Raw genomic sequence first — 18,540 nt, forward strand, 5'->3', positions numbered from 1 at the left:
TACTCCTAGCTATATTTTAGCGTATATTCAACTCATTAAGCAATCGCGAAACGTAAGTTCTTTGAATGCCGAGTATTTTACCAGCTTCAGTCTGATTCCATGACGTTTCATTCAGAATCTTCGTTATATAAGCAGCTTTAAATCTGTTTATCGCTGTTTTTAGTGTTTTATCATCTTCATCATAAACTTCCGAGGCAAAATCAGAGATTTCCTTGCTGGCGGAAGAAGCTGAGTCTGCAGAAGGCAGGGCATTAATCCGTAAGTCCTCGGCCTGAACCATAGGCGGTTTTCCAAGAACGCAGGCCCGTTCGATTGAGTTTTCAAGCTCACGGACGTTTCCAGGCCAGTAATAGTCATACAAGGTACGCAGGGCAGCCTGAGAAAAACCTGTGAAATTCTTTTTGGTTTCGCGGCTGAACCTGTCAAGGAAGAAGGAAGCCAGTGGCTCGATGTCATCCTTTCGCTCCCGCAAGGGCGGAATATTGAGCGGCACGACGTTAAGGCGGTAATACAAATCACTTCGGAAATTACCGTCCTGAACCATCTGCTCAAGATTACGGTTTGTTGCAGCAACTACGCGGACATCAACGGATATCGTTTCGTTAGATCCAACTTTTTCAAATTTATGTTCCTGCAAGACCCGGAGGAGTTTTGCCTGCAAGTCAAGGGAAAGCTCACCAATCTCATCAAGGAAGATTGTGCCCCCGTCACTCGCCTCAAAACGACCGATTCTGTCAGTAACGGCATCAGTAAAAGCACCCTTTACATGACCAAAAAGCTCGCTTTCAAGCAAGGCCGGTGAAAGAGCCGCACAGTTTACGCGGACAAAAGGCTTTTCACGGCGGGAACCTTTGATATGAAGCTGCTCAGCAAAAAGCTCTTTGCCTACACCACTCTCGCCTGTAATAAGGATTGTAGTGTTTGTCTTTGCAACTTCATCAATCACACGGATTAAATCAAGAACTGCCGCACTTCGTGCAACAAAGGGATGATAATCCGAACCGTTCTCAATTTTTGAACTGAGGACGGAAATTTTATCTTTTGCAGAACGGTATGAATCAGCGTTGATGTAAGCAATTGCAGCCTGATCAGCCAGACTTTCAAGAACAGCCAGATCATCGTCGTTAAAGGCGAGCTGCTCAGCCTTGTTCAAAAGCTCGATAACTCCGATACACTTTCCTTTTACGCGCATTGGAATCGCAAGCATGTTTCGGCTTACATAGCCAGTTTTCTCTTGAACTGTAGTAGAAAAACGAGGATCAGAAGCAACATTATTCAAGATAAGGGATTTGTTATTCTCGACTACCCAGCCGGCGATGGAATTCTTTGCGACAGGAATGTTTTTTGCCTCGGCACCTTTTGGACCAAGGGCAACTACGAAACGGAGCGAACCGTTCTCCTTGTTTAGAAGAAGTGAAGATGATTCACAATGAACAAGACGCATTGCCGATTCAAGGATATAAACCAGCAATGCGTTTATGTCAGAATAATTTGAATTTATTCGACCATTTATTTCGATGAGTGTTTTTAACTGTTCAAGCGAAAGCGAATTAAGGTCACTCATCGAAGTAAACTAGTTGTTTTTCTGAGATTTAATCATGTCGCCGAGAGTGTAAGCACCGTCATCGTCGTTTTCTGCAGATGACATGTACTGTGAAATCTCTTTGCGAGCCTGTGCTTTTTTGTACTCTTTAACAGAGAAAGCAACTTTTTCCTTTTCTACGCTGACATCAACAACGAAGACATTGATTTTGTCGCCGACATTGTATTTTTTGACAGCCTCTTCATAAGGAACGTCACGATCATCGCTCAAGTTTGCCTTGTTAACAAGACCTTCGATTCCATCAGGAGCTTTTACGAATACACCAAAATCAGTGATTGATGTGATTTCGCCCTCGAGTGTAGAACCAGCCTTGTATTCCTCAGCGAACTTTTTCCAAGGATTGTCTGTGAGTTGTTTGATTCCAACGCGGATTCTGTGATTCTCTGAATCTGCCTCAAGAACAACAACCTCAACTTCCTGATCAACTTTGAGCTCGCTGCCAGCATGTTTAACTTTCTTTGTCCAAGAAATGTCTTCTGCGTGGAGGAAGCCGTCGATTCCGTCCTCAAGCTGAATGAAAGCACCAGCATTTGTAAGTTTTACAACTTTACCAGTGATTTTTGTTCCTTCTGGATATTTGTCAGAAATTGTGTCCCAAGGATTTGCTGTAACCTGTTTGAGACCGAGTGAAACGCGGCCAGCAGGAATATCGTAGCCCAAAATCATACATTTGATTTTGTCGCCGATTTTTACCATGTCAGAAGCTTTGTTGACTTTCTTTGTCCAGCTGAATTCAGAAATGTGAGCCAAGCCCTCGATTCCCTCTTCAAGCTCGATAAATGCGCCGAAGTCAGTAAGTTTTGTAACAGTGCCCTCAACGATGTCATCAACATGATATTTATCCTCGAAGTGTACCCAAGGATCTTCTGAGAAATGCTTGAGGGAGAGGTTGATTCGTTTTTCATTTGGCTCGAGGCGGATAACCTTAAGCTCAACTTCCTGGCCTTTCTTTACGAAGTCTTTTGGACGTGTAACGTGTCCCCAAGACATATCGTTGATGTGGAGAAGACCGTCGAAACCACCCAAGTCGATGAATGCACCGAAGCTTGTGAATGATTTTACAGTACCTTTTACGGTGTCACCAATCTGCTTTTCTGCGAAGAACTTGTCACGTTCTGTGTTGATCTGCTCTTCGAGATATTTGCGGCGGTTGACGACAACATTCTGTTTGTTATCTGAATACAAGCGCTCAATGTAGAACTTAGAAACAGTTCCGATGAGTTTAGAAGGATTCTCAACCTTTTGGCTGTCAGACTGACTGATTGGCAGGAAAGCGTGGATTTCACCACCGAGATTTACATCAAATCCGCCTTTAACTTCTTTTTCGATTGTACCTTCGATTGGCAGTTTTTCATCGAAATATTTGCGGAAATCTTTCCAAAGCTGCTTTGCCTGAGCTTTTGTGTAAGAAATCTCCGGACCGTTGCGGCCGTCTTTGCGGAGAACAACTACAGTAACTTTATCGCCGTCATTTGGCAATTTGCTGCCGAATTCCTGTACAGGGATTCGACCCTCGGTTCTGTATCCAATGTCGATGAACACATAACCATCAGCTACCTGAATTACAGTTCCATCTACAATCTGACCATCTTCAATGTTGAGGCCCTTGAGAGACTCTTCTAATTGTGTCTGGATTGCACCCTGTTCCTGAGATTCATCCTTTTCCACTTCCATCTGTTCCATACTTGTACCTTTATTTCTGAATTTTGCTTAATATTATCTCACAAACCTTGTCAATAGTCAAGGCGGAAGTATCGATATAGAAGGCATCTTCAGCCCTCTTTAAGGCTCCTTCCTTTTTGTTGCGGTCAATCTCGTCACGCTTGATGATGGCGGCCTTAACCTCTTCGAGAGTCATGTTTGAAACGCCCTGATCAAAGCGTCTCTGGGCCTGAACGTCAATCGAGGCGTCGAGATAGAATTTATAGTCAGCGTTAGGGAATACAACCGTAGTCATGTCACGTCCCTCGCAGATGATGTCGAGGTGGTTTGTAATCTCACGCATTCTTTCGTTTACGAGGTGGCGGATTTCAACGATTGATGAAACCTGGGCAACCCTTGCAGAAACCGCGTCATCGTGAAGGTGGGACTCAACATCCTTACCGTTCAAAATGAGGTGGGAATTCTCATAATCAAGGCTCTGCTTTTTGCAGAAATCAAGCACGGCCTTTTCGTCCGACAGCTCAATATCAGTGTCATTGAGGGCCATTGTAAGGGCGCGGTAAAAACTTCCGCTGTTCAAGTAAGTGATTCCAAGTTTTTTCGCAATCAAAGATGCGATTGTAGATTTTCCGGTTCCCGCAGGTCCGTCCATTGCGATTATCATAAAATACCTTCCTTTAATTTATGTAATGTCTGAATTTATCTTACTCCGACATAATTTCAGTAAATTTGATACTTCTTCCGGCGTTAAGTCACGGAATTCGCCTGGACCAAGGTCGGCAAGCTCTACGCTTCCGATTCGGACACGACAGAGGTTTCGGATTGCTACTCCGGCATTTTCAAAGACCCGGCGGATTTCACGGTTTTTGCCTTCTACGAGAACGACCCTCATTTTGTGGGAATTGACTTCCTGGACATCCTTTGCCTTGTAAAAGACACCTTCCACACGGACTCCCCGCCTGAAATCTTCTGCAAGATAGCGGGGCAAGGGAAGAGAACTTTCTACGATGTATTCCTTTTCGATTTCTGCGCTCGGATGGCTCAGTTTTGCGGCGAAATCACCGTCATTCGTAAAGATAAGGGCACCGTGACTGAACATATCCAGTCGGCCCACATTGTAAAGGCGCTCGCTGTATTTTTCACGGAGCAAGTCAACCGCACAGGGCCGGCCCTTTTCGTCGGACTGGGTGCAGACATAGCCAAGGGGCTTATTCAAAAGAACGTAACGCTTCTGTTCTTCAAGAAACACAGGCTTTCCATCGACAGTGATTTTGTCCTTTCCGCTAACCTTTGTGCCAAGTTCAGTAACAATGACACCGTTTACGGCAACACGACCGTCCAGAATGATTTTTTCTGAGGCACGGCGGCTGGCAACTCCGGAATGAGCGAGAAAAACCTGCAATCGGACTTCTTCATTTGCAGCTGAATTTGAATTATCGGGCAAGTACGAACCTCTCATTTTCAGTTTCATCAAGCTGAGGCAGCTCCGCAATTGAGTTAAGGCGGAAGAACTTCAGGAATTCTTTAGTGGTACCGAATTCAACAGGGCGGCCTGGTGTGTCCCGGCGGCCTACTTCCTTAACAAGCTGGCGCTCAATCAAAAGACGGATCATGTTGTCCGGAGAAACGCCTCGCAAAGCCTCAATTTCAGCACGGGTTATAGGCTGCTTGTAGGCAATAATCGAAAGGACTTCCAGGGCAGAGCGGGAAAGCTTACCCTCGTTTTTGTTTCCGTATTTTTCCTTGAGGGTTTCCCAGTATTCTTTTTTGGGAGTGAGTGCAAATCCGCCAGTAATCACAGAAAGCTCCACGCCTGAATTTGGAGCGGAGTATTTTTCTTTTAAGATTTCAATACATTCGTTAACGACATCGACAGAAAGCTGAGTGCTGGCAGAAATAGCATCAACAGTGAGCGGTTCGCTTTCCAAAAATAAAACCGCCTCAACAAGCCCAGCTTCTTTTTCAAGATTTATATCCATAAGTAAAGAATATTATAATAAATCAGAGCACTTTCTTCAATGTCACTAAAAGTTTAGGCTGCATCAAAACGGCAGATCTTGATGTCGCCGAACATGCGGTTCTGGTAGATTGCGGCCATTTTGAATTTTACGGCCTCCAGAATCGCCATGAAAGCGCAGATTACGTCGAGGATATTTCCTTTTCTTACAAGCAAATCCGTAAACATGCACTCATTTTTTTTCTCAAGAAGCTCACGCATCAGGGTAATTTTTTCGTTAACCGAGATTTCTTCGTAAACATCGAGGATTTTCTGGTCAGTGTACTGGCTCATCAGGGTCTTGAAGATTTTCTGCATCTGCTCAAGCAAGTCCCATGTGTCGATTTTTTCCCAGAGATTTTCGTCATCAAAAGGAAGGGGTCTCTGAACCTTATTGCGCTCAAAATTCCAGTCATTTTCGTCCTGCTTGGCTTCGATAAGGTCTGAGAGTTTTTTGAATTTCTGATATTCGATAAGGTGCTCGACAAGTTCCTCGCGCGGATCGTCAAAGTCAAGGTCATCCTCAATTTTAACTTCAACAGGAAGCATCATGCGGGACTTGATGTAAATGAGGCGGGCAGCCCACTTGTAGAAATCAGAGAGGTCGCCCAAATCAACAGCCGCAGCGTAATCCAGATATTCAAGGAACTGCTCGGTGATTTCGGCGATAGGAATGTCATAAATATTGAATTTGTTGTCACGGATTAAAGCCCAGAGCAAATCAAGAGGACCGTCAAATTCTCCGACCTTGTAGCGGCGTTTTTCCCTTCCGCTGTGCTCCTCGTCATCTTCAGTTACTGCCTGATTTTCTGTCGTCTGCGACTGTGCAAGTGTCTTTTCTTCCATATTGAGCCCCTGTTTCCGCGATAAGTCCGGCAAATTCTCCTGAATCAAGAAGTTTTTCTGCTCCCTGACTGCCGGTTTTTGCCAGAGACTTTTCCAAAAAATCTCTCTTTTCTATATCGGCATCTGGCGGCAAAACTTCAAGAAGTGGAATCAAAACAAACGCCCTTTCACAAAGTCTGGGATGCGGGACTTCAAGATTTTTCATGGGATCAGAAGGATCGGAATAATTGATTTCTTCGTTCCCGTAAAGCTCAATGTCAATGTCGACCGAGCGGGGGCCGTTCCTGATTTCAGATTTACGGTCACGGCCAAGAAGCTCCTCAATTTCATGAATCCTTGCAAGAAGTTCATGAGGAGAAAGCTCAGTGCGCCCCGAAACAGCCATGTTATAAAAATCCGACTGATCGGTGACATACATGGGCTTGGTGCGGTAGACCGAAGAGAATCTGAAATCTGAAAAAAGCGGCTCCAATAAGGCAGAGGCTCTTGCAAGCAGGTGAAGCGAATCAAGAGAAGCAAATGACTTATTGGAACCAAGACCTAAAACTGTAATCATTTAAAAGAGGGCGTCGCTTGCAGAAGGAACAACCGGCTCCGGAACTGGAGCATCTGCCTTAGCTGCGGCTTTTGCGGCCTTTTCTGCATCCTTGGCAGCCTTTTCAGCGGCTTTTTTTGCATCGTTTACGGCTTTTTCCTGCTCAGGATAGACTGCCGTTCCCTCACGGGTGCGGAGAATCTGACCTGGGAAAACTTCGTTGCGGATCTGAGCCTCAATCTGTTTTGCGTAATCAGGATTTTCCTTGAGGAAGTTGATTGCGTTTTCCTTACCCTGACCGACCTTTTCATCACCTCTGGTATACCATGCACCGCGCTTGTCGATGATTCCGTGCTTGACGGCTGAATCCAAAAGCGAAGCAGTTGCAGAAATACCTTTTCCGAAGTAGATGTCCAGCTCGACCTTGCGGAATGGTGGCGCAACCTTGTTCTTTACGACCTTTACGCGGACACGGTTTCCGATTGCGTCCTCTTCACCCTTGCCCTCGATTGACTCGATACGGCGGATTTCAAGTCGGACTGACGAATAGAATTTGAGGGCGTTACCGCCGGTTGTAGTCTCAGGATTACCGAACATGATTCCGATTTTCATTCGGATCTGGTTGATGAAGATAATCATACACTTTGACTTGCCGACGATTGCGGTGAGCTTTCGGAGAGCCTGGCTCATGAGGCGGGCCTGTAAGCCCATCATGCTGTCACCCATGTCACCCTCGATTTCTTTTTGAGGAGTAAGGGCTGCTACTGAGTCAACTACGATGATGTCAACTGCCCCGGAACGGACCAGGTTTTCAGTGATTTCAAGAGCCTGTTCACCGTTGTCCGGCTGGGAAACCCAGAGGTTGTCGATGTCAACGCCGAGATTTTTTGCATAAACAGGGTCAAGAGCGTGCTCTGCATCGATGAAAGCCGCGATTCCGCCCATTTTCTGAGCCTCAGCGACTGCGTGCAAAGCCAGGGTCGTCTTACCTGAACTTTCAGGACCGTACATTTCGATGATTCGTCCGCGGGGATATCCGCCGACACCCAAAGCCTCGTCGAGCAGGATTGAGCCTGAAGGAATTACGTCAACTCCCGTCAAATCAGTCTGCGCGCCGAGCTTAATCAAAGAACCTGCACCGAACTGCTTTTCAATCTGCAATCGGGCAGCCTCCAGGGCCTTCAGTTTTTCCGCCATGTCTGCTGGCGGCTGATTCTGTGTCTTTTCTGCCATAAATCCACCTTATATGTTTTCTTTCCCCACCCACCTTTATATAGGCGGAATTTTTCGATTTTCGGCAATGCAGACCGAAAATTCTCAATTATTTTACAAATTTTATTGAAGAAAAGGAGGTTAAAATCTCCAATATCTCCATTTTTTTTAACTAGGTCGCTTTACAGGCTGATAAACCGCCCTGCCCCTCAGCAAAATCTTGCCATTTTCAACTTCAATTTTTGCCAGAACCTTTACAGGCCTCTCACCGTCAATCGCAGGATAAGGGGCCGTCTCAAAGAAAAGGGGAACAAAGCCCTCGACCCTTTCCATGTTTTCGTAGCCGACAAGCAGATCACAGCGGTAGGAGCCGTTTTCGGTGACGGCATTTGAAACGCGGCCAGACCAGGCGACCGTGCAGCCCAGATACAGTTCCGGCTCCTTGGCGACATCAAGGTACTCAACATTATCGTTATAATCAGAAAGAGAGTCAAAAGTTGGCTCCTTGAAATATGTAGAAATCATGTTGGCCTTTGCCTTGATTGAATCGCTGGCATTGGAATTTAAAAGCCGGTTAATCTCGACCTGAGAAGCATTTTCCCGGTAATTCTGGAAATTTGACATGGCCAGGTCGTAGGATTTTTTTATCTGGGAATCGGTGAGGATATACTTGCAGACACCTCCGGACAAATCCTGCTTATGGGCATTACCCATTTCATCAACCGAAAGGAAGAGAGAACTTAAATCAGCCCTTCCGCTGGAAGAAGGCAGGCGGATTCCACGCGCAGTCCGGGAAAAATTGCCGAAATTGAGAATCAGAAAGGCAAGGACAAGACCCGCAAGTGCTGAGAGTGCGATTCTTTTGATAAGGTCTGGATTTATGCCAAGCGGAGGATAGAATCTCTTGATTTCACCAGCATCAACAGCCTTGATCACTTCCTCGTAAGTTCCGTGAGTGCGGATAAATTCCATGGCGGCAAGAGCAACTTTGTTGTTTGGGTCATAATCAAGCACATCGACATAATAATTGATTGCCTTGTCAGTATACCCACGCATTAAAAAAATCACGGCCTGTGCACAAAGCAAAGTGGGGTCGGTCATGCGGATATGACGGGCCCGCTGAAAATATGCGCTTGCAGTGCCGGTGTCGCCAAGGTAAAGGCAGGCGATTCCAGCCGTAAGGAAATAATCAAAACTTTCGCGGTAGAACTCAGGATTATTGCCTGACTCAAGGAGAGAAATTGCATGTGAAAACTTTCTTCGCTGCAGCAGAGAATGTGCTTTTTCAAGAGGTGAATGACTCATTTCTTTACTGCCGCCTCAACTTTTCAAGGATTGCATCAAGTTCCGCATTAAGCCGTGAAACCGTTTTTTGGTCAACATTGTCAGAAGACTGCAGGGCGTCAATCCGGTCGATTAAGTCCTGAATATAGGCAGGATCGAGCTGATAGTCCCTGATTGGCGGAATTATAAAATCTACTCCGCTTCGTTTGTCAAATTTCGGTGCTTTTGGCTCAGGCTCTTCTTTTTGCTCTTCTGCTCCGTCTGTTTTTGGCAGCTTGTCAACATGGAAGAGGCCTCGAGGAGACTCGCCCTTGTCAGCGACCGCAATATAGAAGGTATTTTCTGTTTTTGTATCAGCCGCACAAGTAAAGCCCGGCCACTTTATCATAATGGCAGAGTTATCGTAAGAACGGCTGTTCGTGAAGCCCCGCCCCTTTCTGATCAGGGGATCCCAGCTCATGCGGTACAATTCATCGATATTGGCAAAAATTACCGAGTCGACAGGAGAAACAATGCGTCCGTCGAGGACAAACTGAAAGGAAACGATGCCGTCAGAAGAAAGAACAGCCCGCTCCTTTACGAGGTTTTTATTTGTAAAGGCACATTCGTTGCGGATTCTTGAGCCGGCGTCGGTCGTAAAATGAACGGCGGACACTTCACCGCAGGATGTGTCGAAAATTCCCTTAAGCCCGATATAATGGGGTGTATTTGAAAGATTTATGACGTAAGTGCTGACTTTTATGATGTCAGCGGCCCGGTCTTCAAGGCTAGCCTCGAAAGAAAAGTCAATGATGAAGCGGACGTTGACGTCTGTCGTGTAAACCAGCTGGGCACCGTTCTCAAAATGCCTGAGCTCACGATGAACTCTCTTGTCCTTATTGAGGCGGTAAAGGGTTTCGTCGACTTTGAGAAGGAAGCCTGTGGTGTCGCTCAAATCTGAGGAAGAAAGCAGAGGCTTTTCCTTTTCTTCGGTTGAGAGACAGTAAATATTAAAGGTGCCGGATTTTCCAAAAAGCTCGACGCGAATAAGGCTGTCGGAAAGAACGTAATATGTCTCAAGACAATAATCCGCATCAAAAAATCCGTCGTGCAAATCAAATTTCTTGGAATTTTTTGCAAAAGCAGGAAGCAAAAGCGAAACCACAAGGACAAGGGCAAAGTATTTTTTCATTTTTCGGCTTCCTCCGACTTATCCGACTGCTCTTCCAGCAAATATTGAAGTTGCTTTGCCTTACGCTTTAACGCCTGAACATCAGCATTTTTTTCTGCATCCTCGGCTTTCTTTAAAGCCGTAGTTCCCTGACCTGTCTTTGTCTGCTTGACCCGGAAGGATGGCTCGTTGACGTTCTGAATCACATGAACCGTAGGATTTTTGGGCTTTGAAACTCCGGATGATGACTCATCATTTTTTGAGTATTCGCATTTTTCGGGCTCGGCAGGCTGGCTCTTTTCTTCGGTGGCAGCAGTAATTCCCTCTTCATAAGCAGGAAGACCGTCACCGAGCAGGGCCTCAAGTTCTGCAATGCGGGCCTGAGCGTCAAGAAGTGAGCGCCTTACGCCGTTTTCATCCTCAAGGGCGTAGACCCGAAGCTGCCTCTCGTATTCCTCACGGGTAGAAAGATTTTCCTCACCGATTACCTTGAGCAGGTAAAGGAGTTTTTCCTCGCGGGCCCGTCTTTCAATCAAATCAAGCTTGTACTGGGCCTGGGGAGCCTTTTCACAGGCAGGATAATCATTTACAACCCTCTCGTAAAGTCCGCGGGCGCTTTCAAAATTGTATTCGTCATAAAAGCTCTCGGCAATCCAGAAGATGGCAAGGGGATAAAGCTCGCTTTCTGAATGCTGATGACAGAAATCGCTCAGTGAAAGGACCGCATCCTCGTTCCGGGCAAGGAGATGAAGAAGCCGTCCGTTCTGATATTTAACATATTCCGCATAGGGAGAAAAGGCGAACTGCTCCAGGAATTTCTCGCAATCATTCTGAGCCTGACGGTATTCTCCTGCATAAATCTCACTTTTTATGAGCATGAAGAGATTTTCGTCGCTGGCAAAACCTGGAACGGCAACTACCTTGCGCAAAAAGAAAATCGCGCTGGTCCAGTCTTCTTTTTTGTATGCTTCGGCCCCCTGCTTTAAATTTGCGCTGTCAGACGAATTCAACTTGGCTTTTGCTGAAGTCTGGGAAAAAGCGCCAAAGAGAGAGAAAACCGACAAAAAAGCAAGAAGAAGGACCTTTTTCAGCAAGCTACTTCTCCCATTTTAACTTTCCGCTGAAAAATGAAGAACCGGAAACAAGGATGTCTGCTCCCGCATCTGCAATTTCTGCGAAATTTTTTTCGTTTACTCCGCCGTCAACAGAGATCTTAAAATCAAGCCCCTGCTCTTCGCGGATTTTTTTGAGTTCAGAGATTTTATCAAGCGTATAAGGAATGAAAGACTGGCCGCCAAAACCCGGGTTAACGCTCATAACGAGAACCAGATCTACAAGATGAAGAATCTGGGAAAGGAAAGAGACCGGTGTGGACGGAACGATTGAAATACCGCATTTTTTACCAAGATCGTGAATGTGATGGATAAGACGGTCAAGGTGAACGGTTGACTCATAATGGAATGTAATCCAGTCAGCCCCGGCCTCGGCAAAAGAATCGACCATGAGCTCAGGCTTTTCGACCATAAGGTGAACATCAAAAGGCAAATCCGTAAGTTTACGGATAGATTTTATTACAGGCTGGCCATAAGTAATCTGAGGAACAAAAGCCCCGTCCATAACATCAATATGAACGATGCTTCCGCCGTCATTTTCAATCTTTTTGATTGCGCCAGACAAATCCGAAAAATCCGCCGAAAGCAAAGACGGAGCCAACAAAGTCTTTTTCATACTATTAAATAATATCAAAAGAAGCGGATATTGTAAACAAAATTAGAGTAATGGAAGAAAATCATTCAGAAATGGGAATTTTTTTATAAAATTTTCTTAAATAACTATTGACATAATGCGTAAAAGGCTTTATAAACTTTACCCCACTTTTTTGTATTTTTTTAACTTTTTATTGACTAAAATCTCCATTTTTATAATAATAATTATGTACACTATGGGAATTAAAACTGATGAAGAATTAACAAAGGCGTATAAATTCCTCGAAGAAGGAATGCTGGCTCAGGCGCGTGAAGTGCTGGAGCAGGCAATCGGATACAACTTTGACAATTCAGAAATCAACTTTGCCCACTGGTGCTGCTCATACTGGGTCGATTTCGTCCAGGGGCTTCCTCGTCTGGAGGCATACGAGCAGGGGGACGGGCTGATTACCCGCTGGAAGAGCTTCAAGCAGGATTACGAACAAAAAGAAAATTTCCAGCAGAAGACAATTTACGCCCTTCAGCGCGGCATTTTTTCGCTCGCGCTCAACGCATACGAACATGCAAAAGAAGAAGGCACGGCCAGCCAGAAAGCAGATTTGTTCCGCAAGAAAGGCTTGTGCTGCAAAAAGCTCGGCAAATACGAGCAGGCCTTAAATCTTCTTACCGAAGCATATCGTATCGCCCCGCAATCTGCTGCAATCCTGGCTGAGATGGCAGACTGTTTCGCATTATGCGGCGAAGACAAAAACGCAAAAGTCCTGTTTCGGGAGGCATTTTTCATCGATGCCCAGCGCATCGAAATTGATTTCCTCGATTCAGAGTTAATATGCTGCCTGATTCGTCAGGTAAAGGAAAAGGGTTATATCGGTGCCGTTCTTCAGGAGTGGATTCCTGTTTACGGTGTTCTTTACGGAGTTTTCAATGTAAAAAGAGAGCTTCGTGCTCAAGAGCCAGGCAGGCTCAGGCAGGAAATATTCGCCAAAGAAAACGAAATCAAGGATCCGTCAAATGATTCCCGAATTCTCATTCCTCGGCTTATAAACATGTATTTCTGGCTGATCGACCATTATGCGCGCTCAAATGAAGGCAAGGAGAAAATCAACGATTGTCTTCTTCAGATCCGCGTTCATGATGAAAACATCTATCGAATGTATACAAAATAACTATCTTCCGTTTTGTATATCCCGCTAAAAGAGAACTTTTTTTAATTTTTAGGAGTATATTATGTCAAAAGAGCTCGTGGATTTGGTACAGGCCAAACTCAAAGAGGACACCTGGACCCGTGCAACAATCAGCAATTACACAAAAAACAACCTGATTGAGCTGACAGCAATCGTCGAGAAGGCAAGAAGTGAAAACTGCGCAGGCGAAATCAAAGGAATTTGTGACGAGCAGCTTTCTCACACAAAAGACAGCATCACTGCCCTTTACATTTCAGGAATGCTCGGCCTCAAGCAGGGTTCTCTCGATAACTCTTCACTCGAAGCTCTCGTTGACATTTTCCAGAACAATCACAAAGAGCCTATCGTCGTTTACATGTGTGAGACGATCCTCTCTGATGACAAATCAAATAAATTCGCCCTCCGCACACTCGCAGCAAACTACGAGCAGGAAGGCAATGCCGAATTGTGGTCAATTTACGAAAGAATCGTAAAAGTAGACCTTACAGAGGCAGAAATCGCAAAAAAACTCGCTGACCACTATGCAGCAGAAAATGACGCAGAAAAGGCAAACGAATTCTACAAGAAAGCCCTTCTCCGCTATGTAAACAACAAGAACATCAACTCTGCAAACGAAATCTGGTCAAAACTCGTTGCAGCAATCCCTGAAGAAATCGACTTCTTCCTCCTTGTACAGCGCAAGATCGCAAAATCAATAAGCGCAGACAAATCAGCCCTCATGATGCAGGAGCTTTACAACTGGTACAAAGACAACAAAAAGTGGGATACAGCAATCGACATCCTCAAGCTCAACCTTACAATCGATCCAAAAGATCCTTGGGCTCGCCGTGAGATTTCAGACTGCTACGCACAGAAATACGAAAAACACAGCCACGTCGAGGAATACATCCGCTCTTCAGACCTTAACCAGAGCTACCGAAACGTATTCGAGGCAATTTCTGACTTCGAAAAACACATCGCTTTCGACGCACGCAACTTCGTTTATCACCGCACATGGGGCGTTGGTGTCATCCTTAAGGTTGAAAACGATACTCTCACAATCAACTTCGGTAAGAACGGCAAAAAAGACATTTCCCTCAAAATGGCAGTAAATGCCCTTCAGCCGCTCTCAAAAGACCACATCTGGGTCATCAAAGCTACAGTCGGCTCAAAATCTTCAAAATTCAAGACAAAAGAAGAATTGGCAAAAGAAATCAAGACAAACAAAGCCTGGGCCCTCAAGACAATCATCACAAGCTACAACAACAGCTGTGACTTCAAGAAAATCAAGGCCGAGCTCGTTCCTTCAATCCTCACAACAAGCGAATGGACAAGCTGGAACAGCGGTGCCAAAAAACTTCTCGAAGAAGACTCAACATTCGGCGTAAATCCAAACAATATCAACGAATACACAGTCCGCGAGCGTGCAATCACTCCAGAAGAGAAATACTCAAACGAGTTCAAGGCACAGAAAGCATTCTTCGCCCGCATCGACATTCTCTACAAATTTGTCGAGGACGAGACAACAGACAAAGAAAGCGAGCTTCTTGCAGATATGTTCAGCTATTTCACAGGATTCCTCAAGTCATTCAACGAGGTTGACGAGCAGGTTATCGCTTCTTATCTCGTAGTAAAGGAAGTCGGCCAGGAAATCCCAAGCCTCGCCTTCCAGTGCAAATACACATTCGCACAGCTCTACGGAGAGCTTGATAAGCCAAAAGAGATGTACACAATCCTCAAGGGCTCAAAGAAAGGCAATCTCCGCGCTTCATTCCTTGAATCTGTCAAAATGCTTCCAAACTGGGAAGACGAATACATCAAGATGTTCCCGGCTATCCTCAAAAAAGAGGTTCTTGAATCAATCATCCATGCAGACCAGGTTGATAAGGTTCAGAAGCTTGTCACAGACTCTTTCGAAGATTTCCGCACATACCGCGACGTAATCCTCTTCCTCTTCGACGAATGCAGCGACGAGGACTGGTTCAAGGCAGCAAATGTTTCACTCCAGAAGCAGCTTATTGCAATCGTCAACATCATCTCTCAGTGCTACCGTGAAATCGACAACCACGTTGAGTCAACAGAGAACAAAAAAATCATCAACAACGCATGCAAAATGCTCTTCGACAAGGACAACAACAAGTATGCGGCATTCATGCTCTCTTGCGACATGGAGCAGATGTCACACATGTACACACTTGTCGATGATATCCGCGAGCTTGACGGCGTAATCAAAACTCAGCTCCGCAACAAGATTCTCGAGAAATACCCGGACTACAAATTCCACGCAACAGAAGAAAAATCTTCTGCTCCAAAGGGAATGCTCGTTACATCAAAGAAACTCGAAGAAAAACGCGCTCTCGTCGAAAAGATGCAGAACGTGGACATTCCTGCAATCGCCAAGGAAGTTGCAGAAGCAAAGGAAAAGGGCGACTTGAAGGAGAACGCAGAGTACATCGCTGCAAAAGAAGCACAGCACAAGCTCGGAAACGACCTCAAACGTCTCCAGGAAGAACTTGCCCGTGCAGTTGTATTCGATCCAACTACAGCAACATCTTCAATCGTTTCATTCGGTACAAAAGTTACATTGCTTGACAAGGCAAGTGGCAAAGACGAAGAGTACACAATTCTCGGACCTTGGGAATCAGATCCAGAGAACGGCGTAATCTCTTACATGTCACCGTTCGGAAACGCAATTCTCGACCACAAAGTCGGTGAAGAGCTTTCATTTACAATCAACGAACACAAATACAACTTTGAAGTTAAAAAGATTGTAATCGCAAAACTCTAATCTTTATCATCAAAGATAAGCTAAGGCCGTGGATGAAAAATCTGCGGCCTTATTTTTTTTTGCAAATCTGGATTTTATATTGTAAAATATAAGTATGATTCAGTGGCTTTACGGTGGCAGCCAGGCAGATTCATCAGTCTCAGTAGCCATAATATCAATTTCCGTGATTCTCATGTCAGGTTTCCTCATGACAAGGATAACCAAAAAGCTCAGGCTTCCAAACGTCACGGCTTATATCGTCGCCGGAATTTTAATCGGCCCCTACTGCCTCAACATCGTGCCCAAATCAATCATAAGCGGAACAAGCTTTCTTTCCGACATTGCCCTCGCCTTCATAGCCTTCAGCACAGGCCAGTTTTTCAAATTCGACATCCTCAAAAAAAACGGAGCAAAGGTAATCTGCATAGCGCTTTTTGAAGCCCTGCTGGCCTCAGTCCTTGTATTTATCCTCACCTTCTTCATCCTCAGGCTCAATCTAGCCTTTTCCATCGTACTTGCAGCCCTGGCTTCGGCAACGGCACCGGCTTCAATAATGATGACAATCAGGCAGACAGGCGCCAAGGGAGATTTTGTCGAAACCCTGCTTCAGGTCATAGCCATCGACAACATTTTAAGCCTGCTGGCCTACAGCGTGGCAATTTCAATCGCATTAAACTCCTTCAGCGGCCAGGCTTTTTCAATGGCCAAAATATTTACGCCTGTGGCAATAAATCTGGCAGTCCTTTTTCTCGGAGTAATTTTCGGCATAATCCTAAAGCTCATGATTCAGCCCAAAACCCGCAGCAGCGACAACCGCCTCATAATTTCAATCGCACTTCTTTTTGCCTTCTGCGGAATCTGTACGATTTTTGAAATTTCTCCCCTTTTAGGCTGCATGTCCATGGGAACAGTTTACCTTAACATGAGCGGTGACGAAAAACTCTTCAAGCAGCTCAATTATTTCTCACCGCCTTTCCTGCTCATGTTCTTTGTCCGCTCCGGCATGAGTTTCAATCTCCCGGCCCTTGTAAACACAAATTCCTCAATCGGTGATTATTCACTTCTTCTAATCGGAATCCTCTACTTTATAACACGAATTTTCGGAAAATACGGCGGAGCTTTTTTGGGCTCAGTCCTCACAAAAAAAAATAGGGAAACCCGCACTTATCTGGGCCTAGCCCTGGTTCCACAGGCTGGAGTTGCAATCGGTCTCGCGGCCCTCGGTGCCCGCACCCTCAAAGGCGAAGTCGGAAATGCCCTGGAAACAATCATCCTGGCTTCAAGCGTCCTCTACGAGCTAATCGGCCCTGCATGTGCAAAAGTTTCCCTCTACCTGTCAAAATCTTACTCAAACAAACTGGAAGACCTGGTCGAAGTCAGCGAACAGACGCCGGACGGCAAGGAAAAGACCCAGCTGGAGCTTTTAATTGACCGGATTCAAAAAATACAGACAGAACTTCCTGTCCACACCATAAACGAAGACGAAGAAGCCTTCACCGAAGCGGCAGAACAAAGCAATACGGGTTTTAGGAGCGAAATTCAAAAGAAAAACCTGAGGGAACCCGTCAGGAAGAGGAGTAAAAAATGATTACTGACCCGATAGCAAATTTTCTCGGAAGCTGGTCAATACAGTTAACGGCAAGTTCCACAGTCTTTCGAATTCTCCTGTCCTTCTTTCTTTCGGCCCTGATCGGCTGGGAACGCTCAAGCAAAAGGCACTCCGCAGGTTTCCGCACCTTCATCATAGTAACCCTTTCAGGAACGGTCGTAATGCTGATAGACATATACCTCAACAGTCTTTTCGACGGAAAACTCTTCATTTTATCAGCACTGGCAATAATTTCAGCCGCCAGAATCGCAACAAGAACCCTCTTTTTCAGCTCCCGAAACCAAATCATGGGCCTTACAACAGCCGTCTCCCTTTGGTGCAGCTGCATACTCGGACTTGCAATCGGCGCCGGCATTTACACAATAACAGCCATAACCTTCGTCACACTGCTCATATGCCTCTCAAAACTGCCCTACCTCGAGTTCTACCTGAAAAACCGCTCAAATCATTTCGAGATTCACCTTGAGCTAAAAAACAGCCTCAATCTACAAAATTTCGTCTCCACAATCCGAAAACTCGGCCTCACAATCGATGCAATTGAAATGAACCCGGCATACGCAAATTCCGGCCTCAGCGTTTACTCAATATCAATTTCAATCAGCAGCCAGGAATTAAAAAAATACAAAACCCACAAAGAAATAATCGAAGCCCTCTCAACTCTGGACTACATCTATCACATCGAAGAAATCTAAATAATGCGCGAGTCACCTGCAATCCCGGCTTTGCGCCCTTCCGCTGACCGCTCCATTCCTCCGCTACGCTCCGCGGGCACTCTCCTTGTCGTGCCCGTTCGAACGCCTTACGGCGGGGCTCCAATCCGGCGCGGACGCTTCACGACGTAGGGAAAGGATTCCCGTAACCAGGCAAAAAAAAATCCGCCCCCAGAGCGGAGACGGAATTCGGTTTAAAAAGAAAAAGCCGGCGGCTCCCTACTTTCCCCCGTATCGGAGTATCATCGGCGCAGGGGTGCTTGACTTCCGTGTTCGGAACGGGAACGGGTATATCCA

General features: G+C 45.6%; 14 protein-coding genes, 1 rRNA gene and 1 pseudogene. 4 read left to right on the forward strand and 12 right to left on the reverse strand.

Going from position 1 to position 18,540, the window contains the following annotated elements:
* Positions 1-16: 16 nt before the first annotated feature.
* The 11 genes and pseudogenes from HNP76_RS06090 to rpe all read right to left on the reverse strand — a co-directional run bounded on the left by HNP76_RS06090 (position 17) and on the right by rpe (position 12,016).
* On the reverse strand, positions 17-1,564 hold the full coding sequence (locus HNP76_RS06090; protein WP_184658525.1) for a sigma-54-dependent Fis family transcriptional regulator: 1,548 nt from the start codon (positions 1,562-1,564) through the stop codon (positions 17-19).
* 9 nt (positions 1,565-1,573) lie between these two features.
* Positions 1,574-3,929: pseudogene (gene rpsA / locus HNP76_RS06095) on the reverse strand (30S ribosomal protein S1).
* An 18-nt stretch (positions 3,930-3,947) separates the two neighbouring features.
* Positions 3,948-4,736, reverse strand: a complete 789-nt coding sequence (locus HNP76_RS06105; RefSeq protein WP_184658531.1) for a pseudouridine synthase — start codon at positions 4,734-4,736, stop codon at positions 3,948-3,950.
* Entirely contained in the window at positions 4,699-5,244 is a 546-nt protein-coding gene (scpB, locus tag HNP76_RS06110; protein WP_184658533.1) for an SMC-Scp complex subunit ScpB, read from the reverse strand. Before scpB ends, HNP76_RS06105 begins: the two co-directional genes overlap by 38 nt.
* A gap of 53 nt (positions 5,245-5,297) precedes the next feature.
* Positions 5,298-6,107, reverse strand: coding sequence for a segregation and condensation protein A (locus HNP76_RS06115; protein ID WP_184658535.1), 810 nt, complete (start codon positions 6,105-6,107; stop codon positions 5,298-5,300).
* Positions 6,052-6,663, reverse strand: coding sequence for a 2-amino-4-hydroxy-6-hydroxymethyldihydropteridine diphosphokinase (folK, locus tag HNP76_RS06120; protein ID WP_184658537.1), 612 nt, complete (start codon positions 6,661-6,663; stop codon positions 6,052-6,054). Before folK ends, HNP76_RS06115 begins: the two co-directional genes overlap by 56 nt.
* On the reverse strand, positions 6,664-7,875 hold the full coding sequence (recA, locus tag HNP76_RS06125) for a recombinase RecA (protein ID WP_184658539.1): 1,212 nt from the start codon (positions 7,873-7,875) through the stop codon (positions 6,664-6,666).
* 147 nt (positions 7,876-8,022) lie between these two features.
* Positions 8,023-9,159, reverse strand: coding sequence for a DUF8514 domain-containing protein (locus HNP76_RS06130; RefSeq protein WP_184658541.1), 1,137 nt, complete (start codon positions 9,157-9,159; stop codon positions 8,023-8,025).
* A gap of 4 nt (positions 9,160-9,163) precedes the next feature.
* On the reverse strand, positions 9,164-10,309 hold the full coding sequence (locus HNP76_RS06135) for a hypothetical protein (RefSeq protein ID WP_184658543.1): 1,146 nt from the start codon (positions 10,307-10,309) through the stop codon (positions 9,164-9,166).
* Positions 10,306-11,382, reverse strand: coding sequence for a tetratricopeptide repeat protein (locus HNP76_RS06140; protein ID WP_184658545.1), 1,077 nt, complete (start codon positions 11,380-11,382; stop codon positions 10,306-10,308). The genes HNP76_RS06135 and HNP76_RS06140 overlap by 4 nt, the downstream gene beginning before the upstream one ends.
* Position 11,383: 1 nt before the next feature.
* Positions 11,384-12,016 carry a ribulose-phosphate 3-epimerase gene (gene rpe / locus HNP76_RS06145; RefSeq protein WP_184658547.1) on the reverse strand — a complete coding sequence of 211 codons (633 nt, stop codon included), beginning with the start codon at positions 12,014-12,016 and terminating at the stop codon, positions 11,384-11,386.
* A 205-nt stretch (positions 12,017-12,221) separates the two neighbouring features.
* Here rpe and HNP76_RS06150 point away from each other — a divergent pair, with 205 nt between their 5' ends.
* From HNP76_RS06150 to HNP76_RS06165, 4 genes are all read left to right on the forward strand, one after another.
* Positions 12,222-13,160, forward strand: coding sequence for a tetratricopeptide repeat protein (locus HNP76_RS06150; RefSeq protein ID WP_246462606.1), 939 nt, complete (start codon positions 12,222-12,224; stop codon positions 13,158-13,160).
* A gap of 61 nt (positions 13,161-13,221) precedes the next feature.
* The gene (gene greA / locus HNP76_RS06155) at positions 13,222-15,945 is read left to right on the forward strand and encodes a transcription elongation factor GreA (protein WP_184658549.1); all 2,724 of its coding nucleotides are present in this window, start codon (positions 13,222-13,224) and stop codon (positions 15,943-15,945) included.
* A gap of 94 nt (positions 15,946-16,039) precedes the next feature.
* Positions 16,040-17,512, forward strand: a complete 1,473-nt coding sequence (locus HNP76_RS06160; RefSeq protein WP_184658551.1) for a cation:proton antiporter — start codon at positions 16,040-16,042, stop codon at positions 17,510-17,512.
* Positions 17,509-18,225, forward strand: a complete 717-nt coding sequence (locus HNP76_RS06165; protein WP_184658553.1) for an MgtC/SapB family protein — start codon at positions 17,509-17,511, stop codon at positions 18,223-18,225. Before HNP76_RS06160 ends, HNP76_RS06165 begins: the two co-directional genes overlap by 4 nt.
* A 224-nt stretch (positions 18,226-18,449) precedes the next feature.
* Here HNP76_RS06165 and rrf read toward each other — a convergent pair.
* Positions 18,450-18,540: ribosomal RNA gene (gene rrf / locus HNP76_RS06170) — 5S ribosomal RNA — on the reverse strand; the annotation flags it as partial.

The organism is Treponema ruminis (assembly GCF_014201975.1).
Lineage (GTDB): Bacteria > Spirochaetota > Spirochaetia > Treponematales > Treponemataceae > Treponema_D > Treponema_D ruminis.

Bases quoted from the DNA above. Each gene is read 5' to 3' on its own strand.
- greA (WP_184658549.1), top strand. From the start codon at position 13,222: ATGTCAAAAGAGCTCGTGGATTTGGTACAGGCCAAACTCAAAGAGGAC.
- HNP76_RS06105 (WP_184658531.1), bottom strand. From the start codon at position 4,736: ATGAAACTGAAAATGAGAGGTTCGTACTTGCCCGATAATTCAAATTCA.
- HNP76_RS06090 (WP_184658525.1), bottom strand. From the start codon at position 1,564: ATGAGTGACCTTAATTCGCTTTCGCTTGAACAGTTAAAAACACTCATC.
- recA (WP_184658539.1), bottom strand. From the start codon at position 7,875: ATGGCAGAAAAGACACAGAATCAGCCGCCAGCAGACATGGCGGAAAAA.
- folK (WP_184658537.1), bottom strand. From the start codon at position 6,663: ATGATTACAGTTTTAGGTCTTGGTTCCAATAAGTCATTTGCTTCTCTT.
- HNP76_RS06150 (WP_246462606.1), top strand. From the start codon at position 12,222: ATGTACACTATGGGAATTAAAACTGATGAAGAATTAACAAAGGCGTAT.
- scpB (WP_184658533.1), bottom strand. From the start codon at position 5,244: ATGGATATAAATCTTGAAAAAGAAGCTGGGCTTGTTGAGGCGGTTTTA.
- HNP76_RS06115 (WP_184658535.1), bottom strand. From the start codon at position 6,107: ATGGAAGAAAAGACACTTGCACAGTCGCAGACGACAGAAAATCAGGCA.
- HNP76_RS06160 (WP_184658551.1), top strand. From the start codon at position 16,040: ATGATTCAGTGGCTTTACGGTGGCAGCCAGGCAGATTCATCAGTCTCA.
- rpe (WP_184658547.1), bottom strand. From the start codon at position 12,016: ATGAAAAAGACTTTGTTGGCTCCGTCTTTGCTTTCGGCGGATTTTTCG.
- HNP76_RS06165 (WP_184658553.1), top strand. From the start codon at position 17,509: ATGATTACTGACCCGATAGCAAATTTTCTCGGAAGCTGGTCAATACAG.
- HNP76_RS06130 (WP_184658541.1), bottom strand. From the start codon at position 9,159: ATGAGTCATTCACCTCTTGAAAAAGCACATTCTCTGCTGCAGCGAAGA.
- HNP76_RS06135 (WP_184658543.1), bottom strand. From the start codon at position 10,309: ATGAAAAAATACTTTGCCCTTGTCCTTGTGGTTTCGCTTTTGCTTCCT.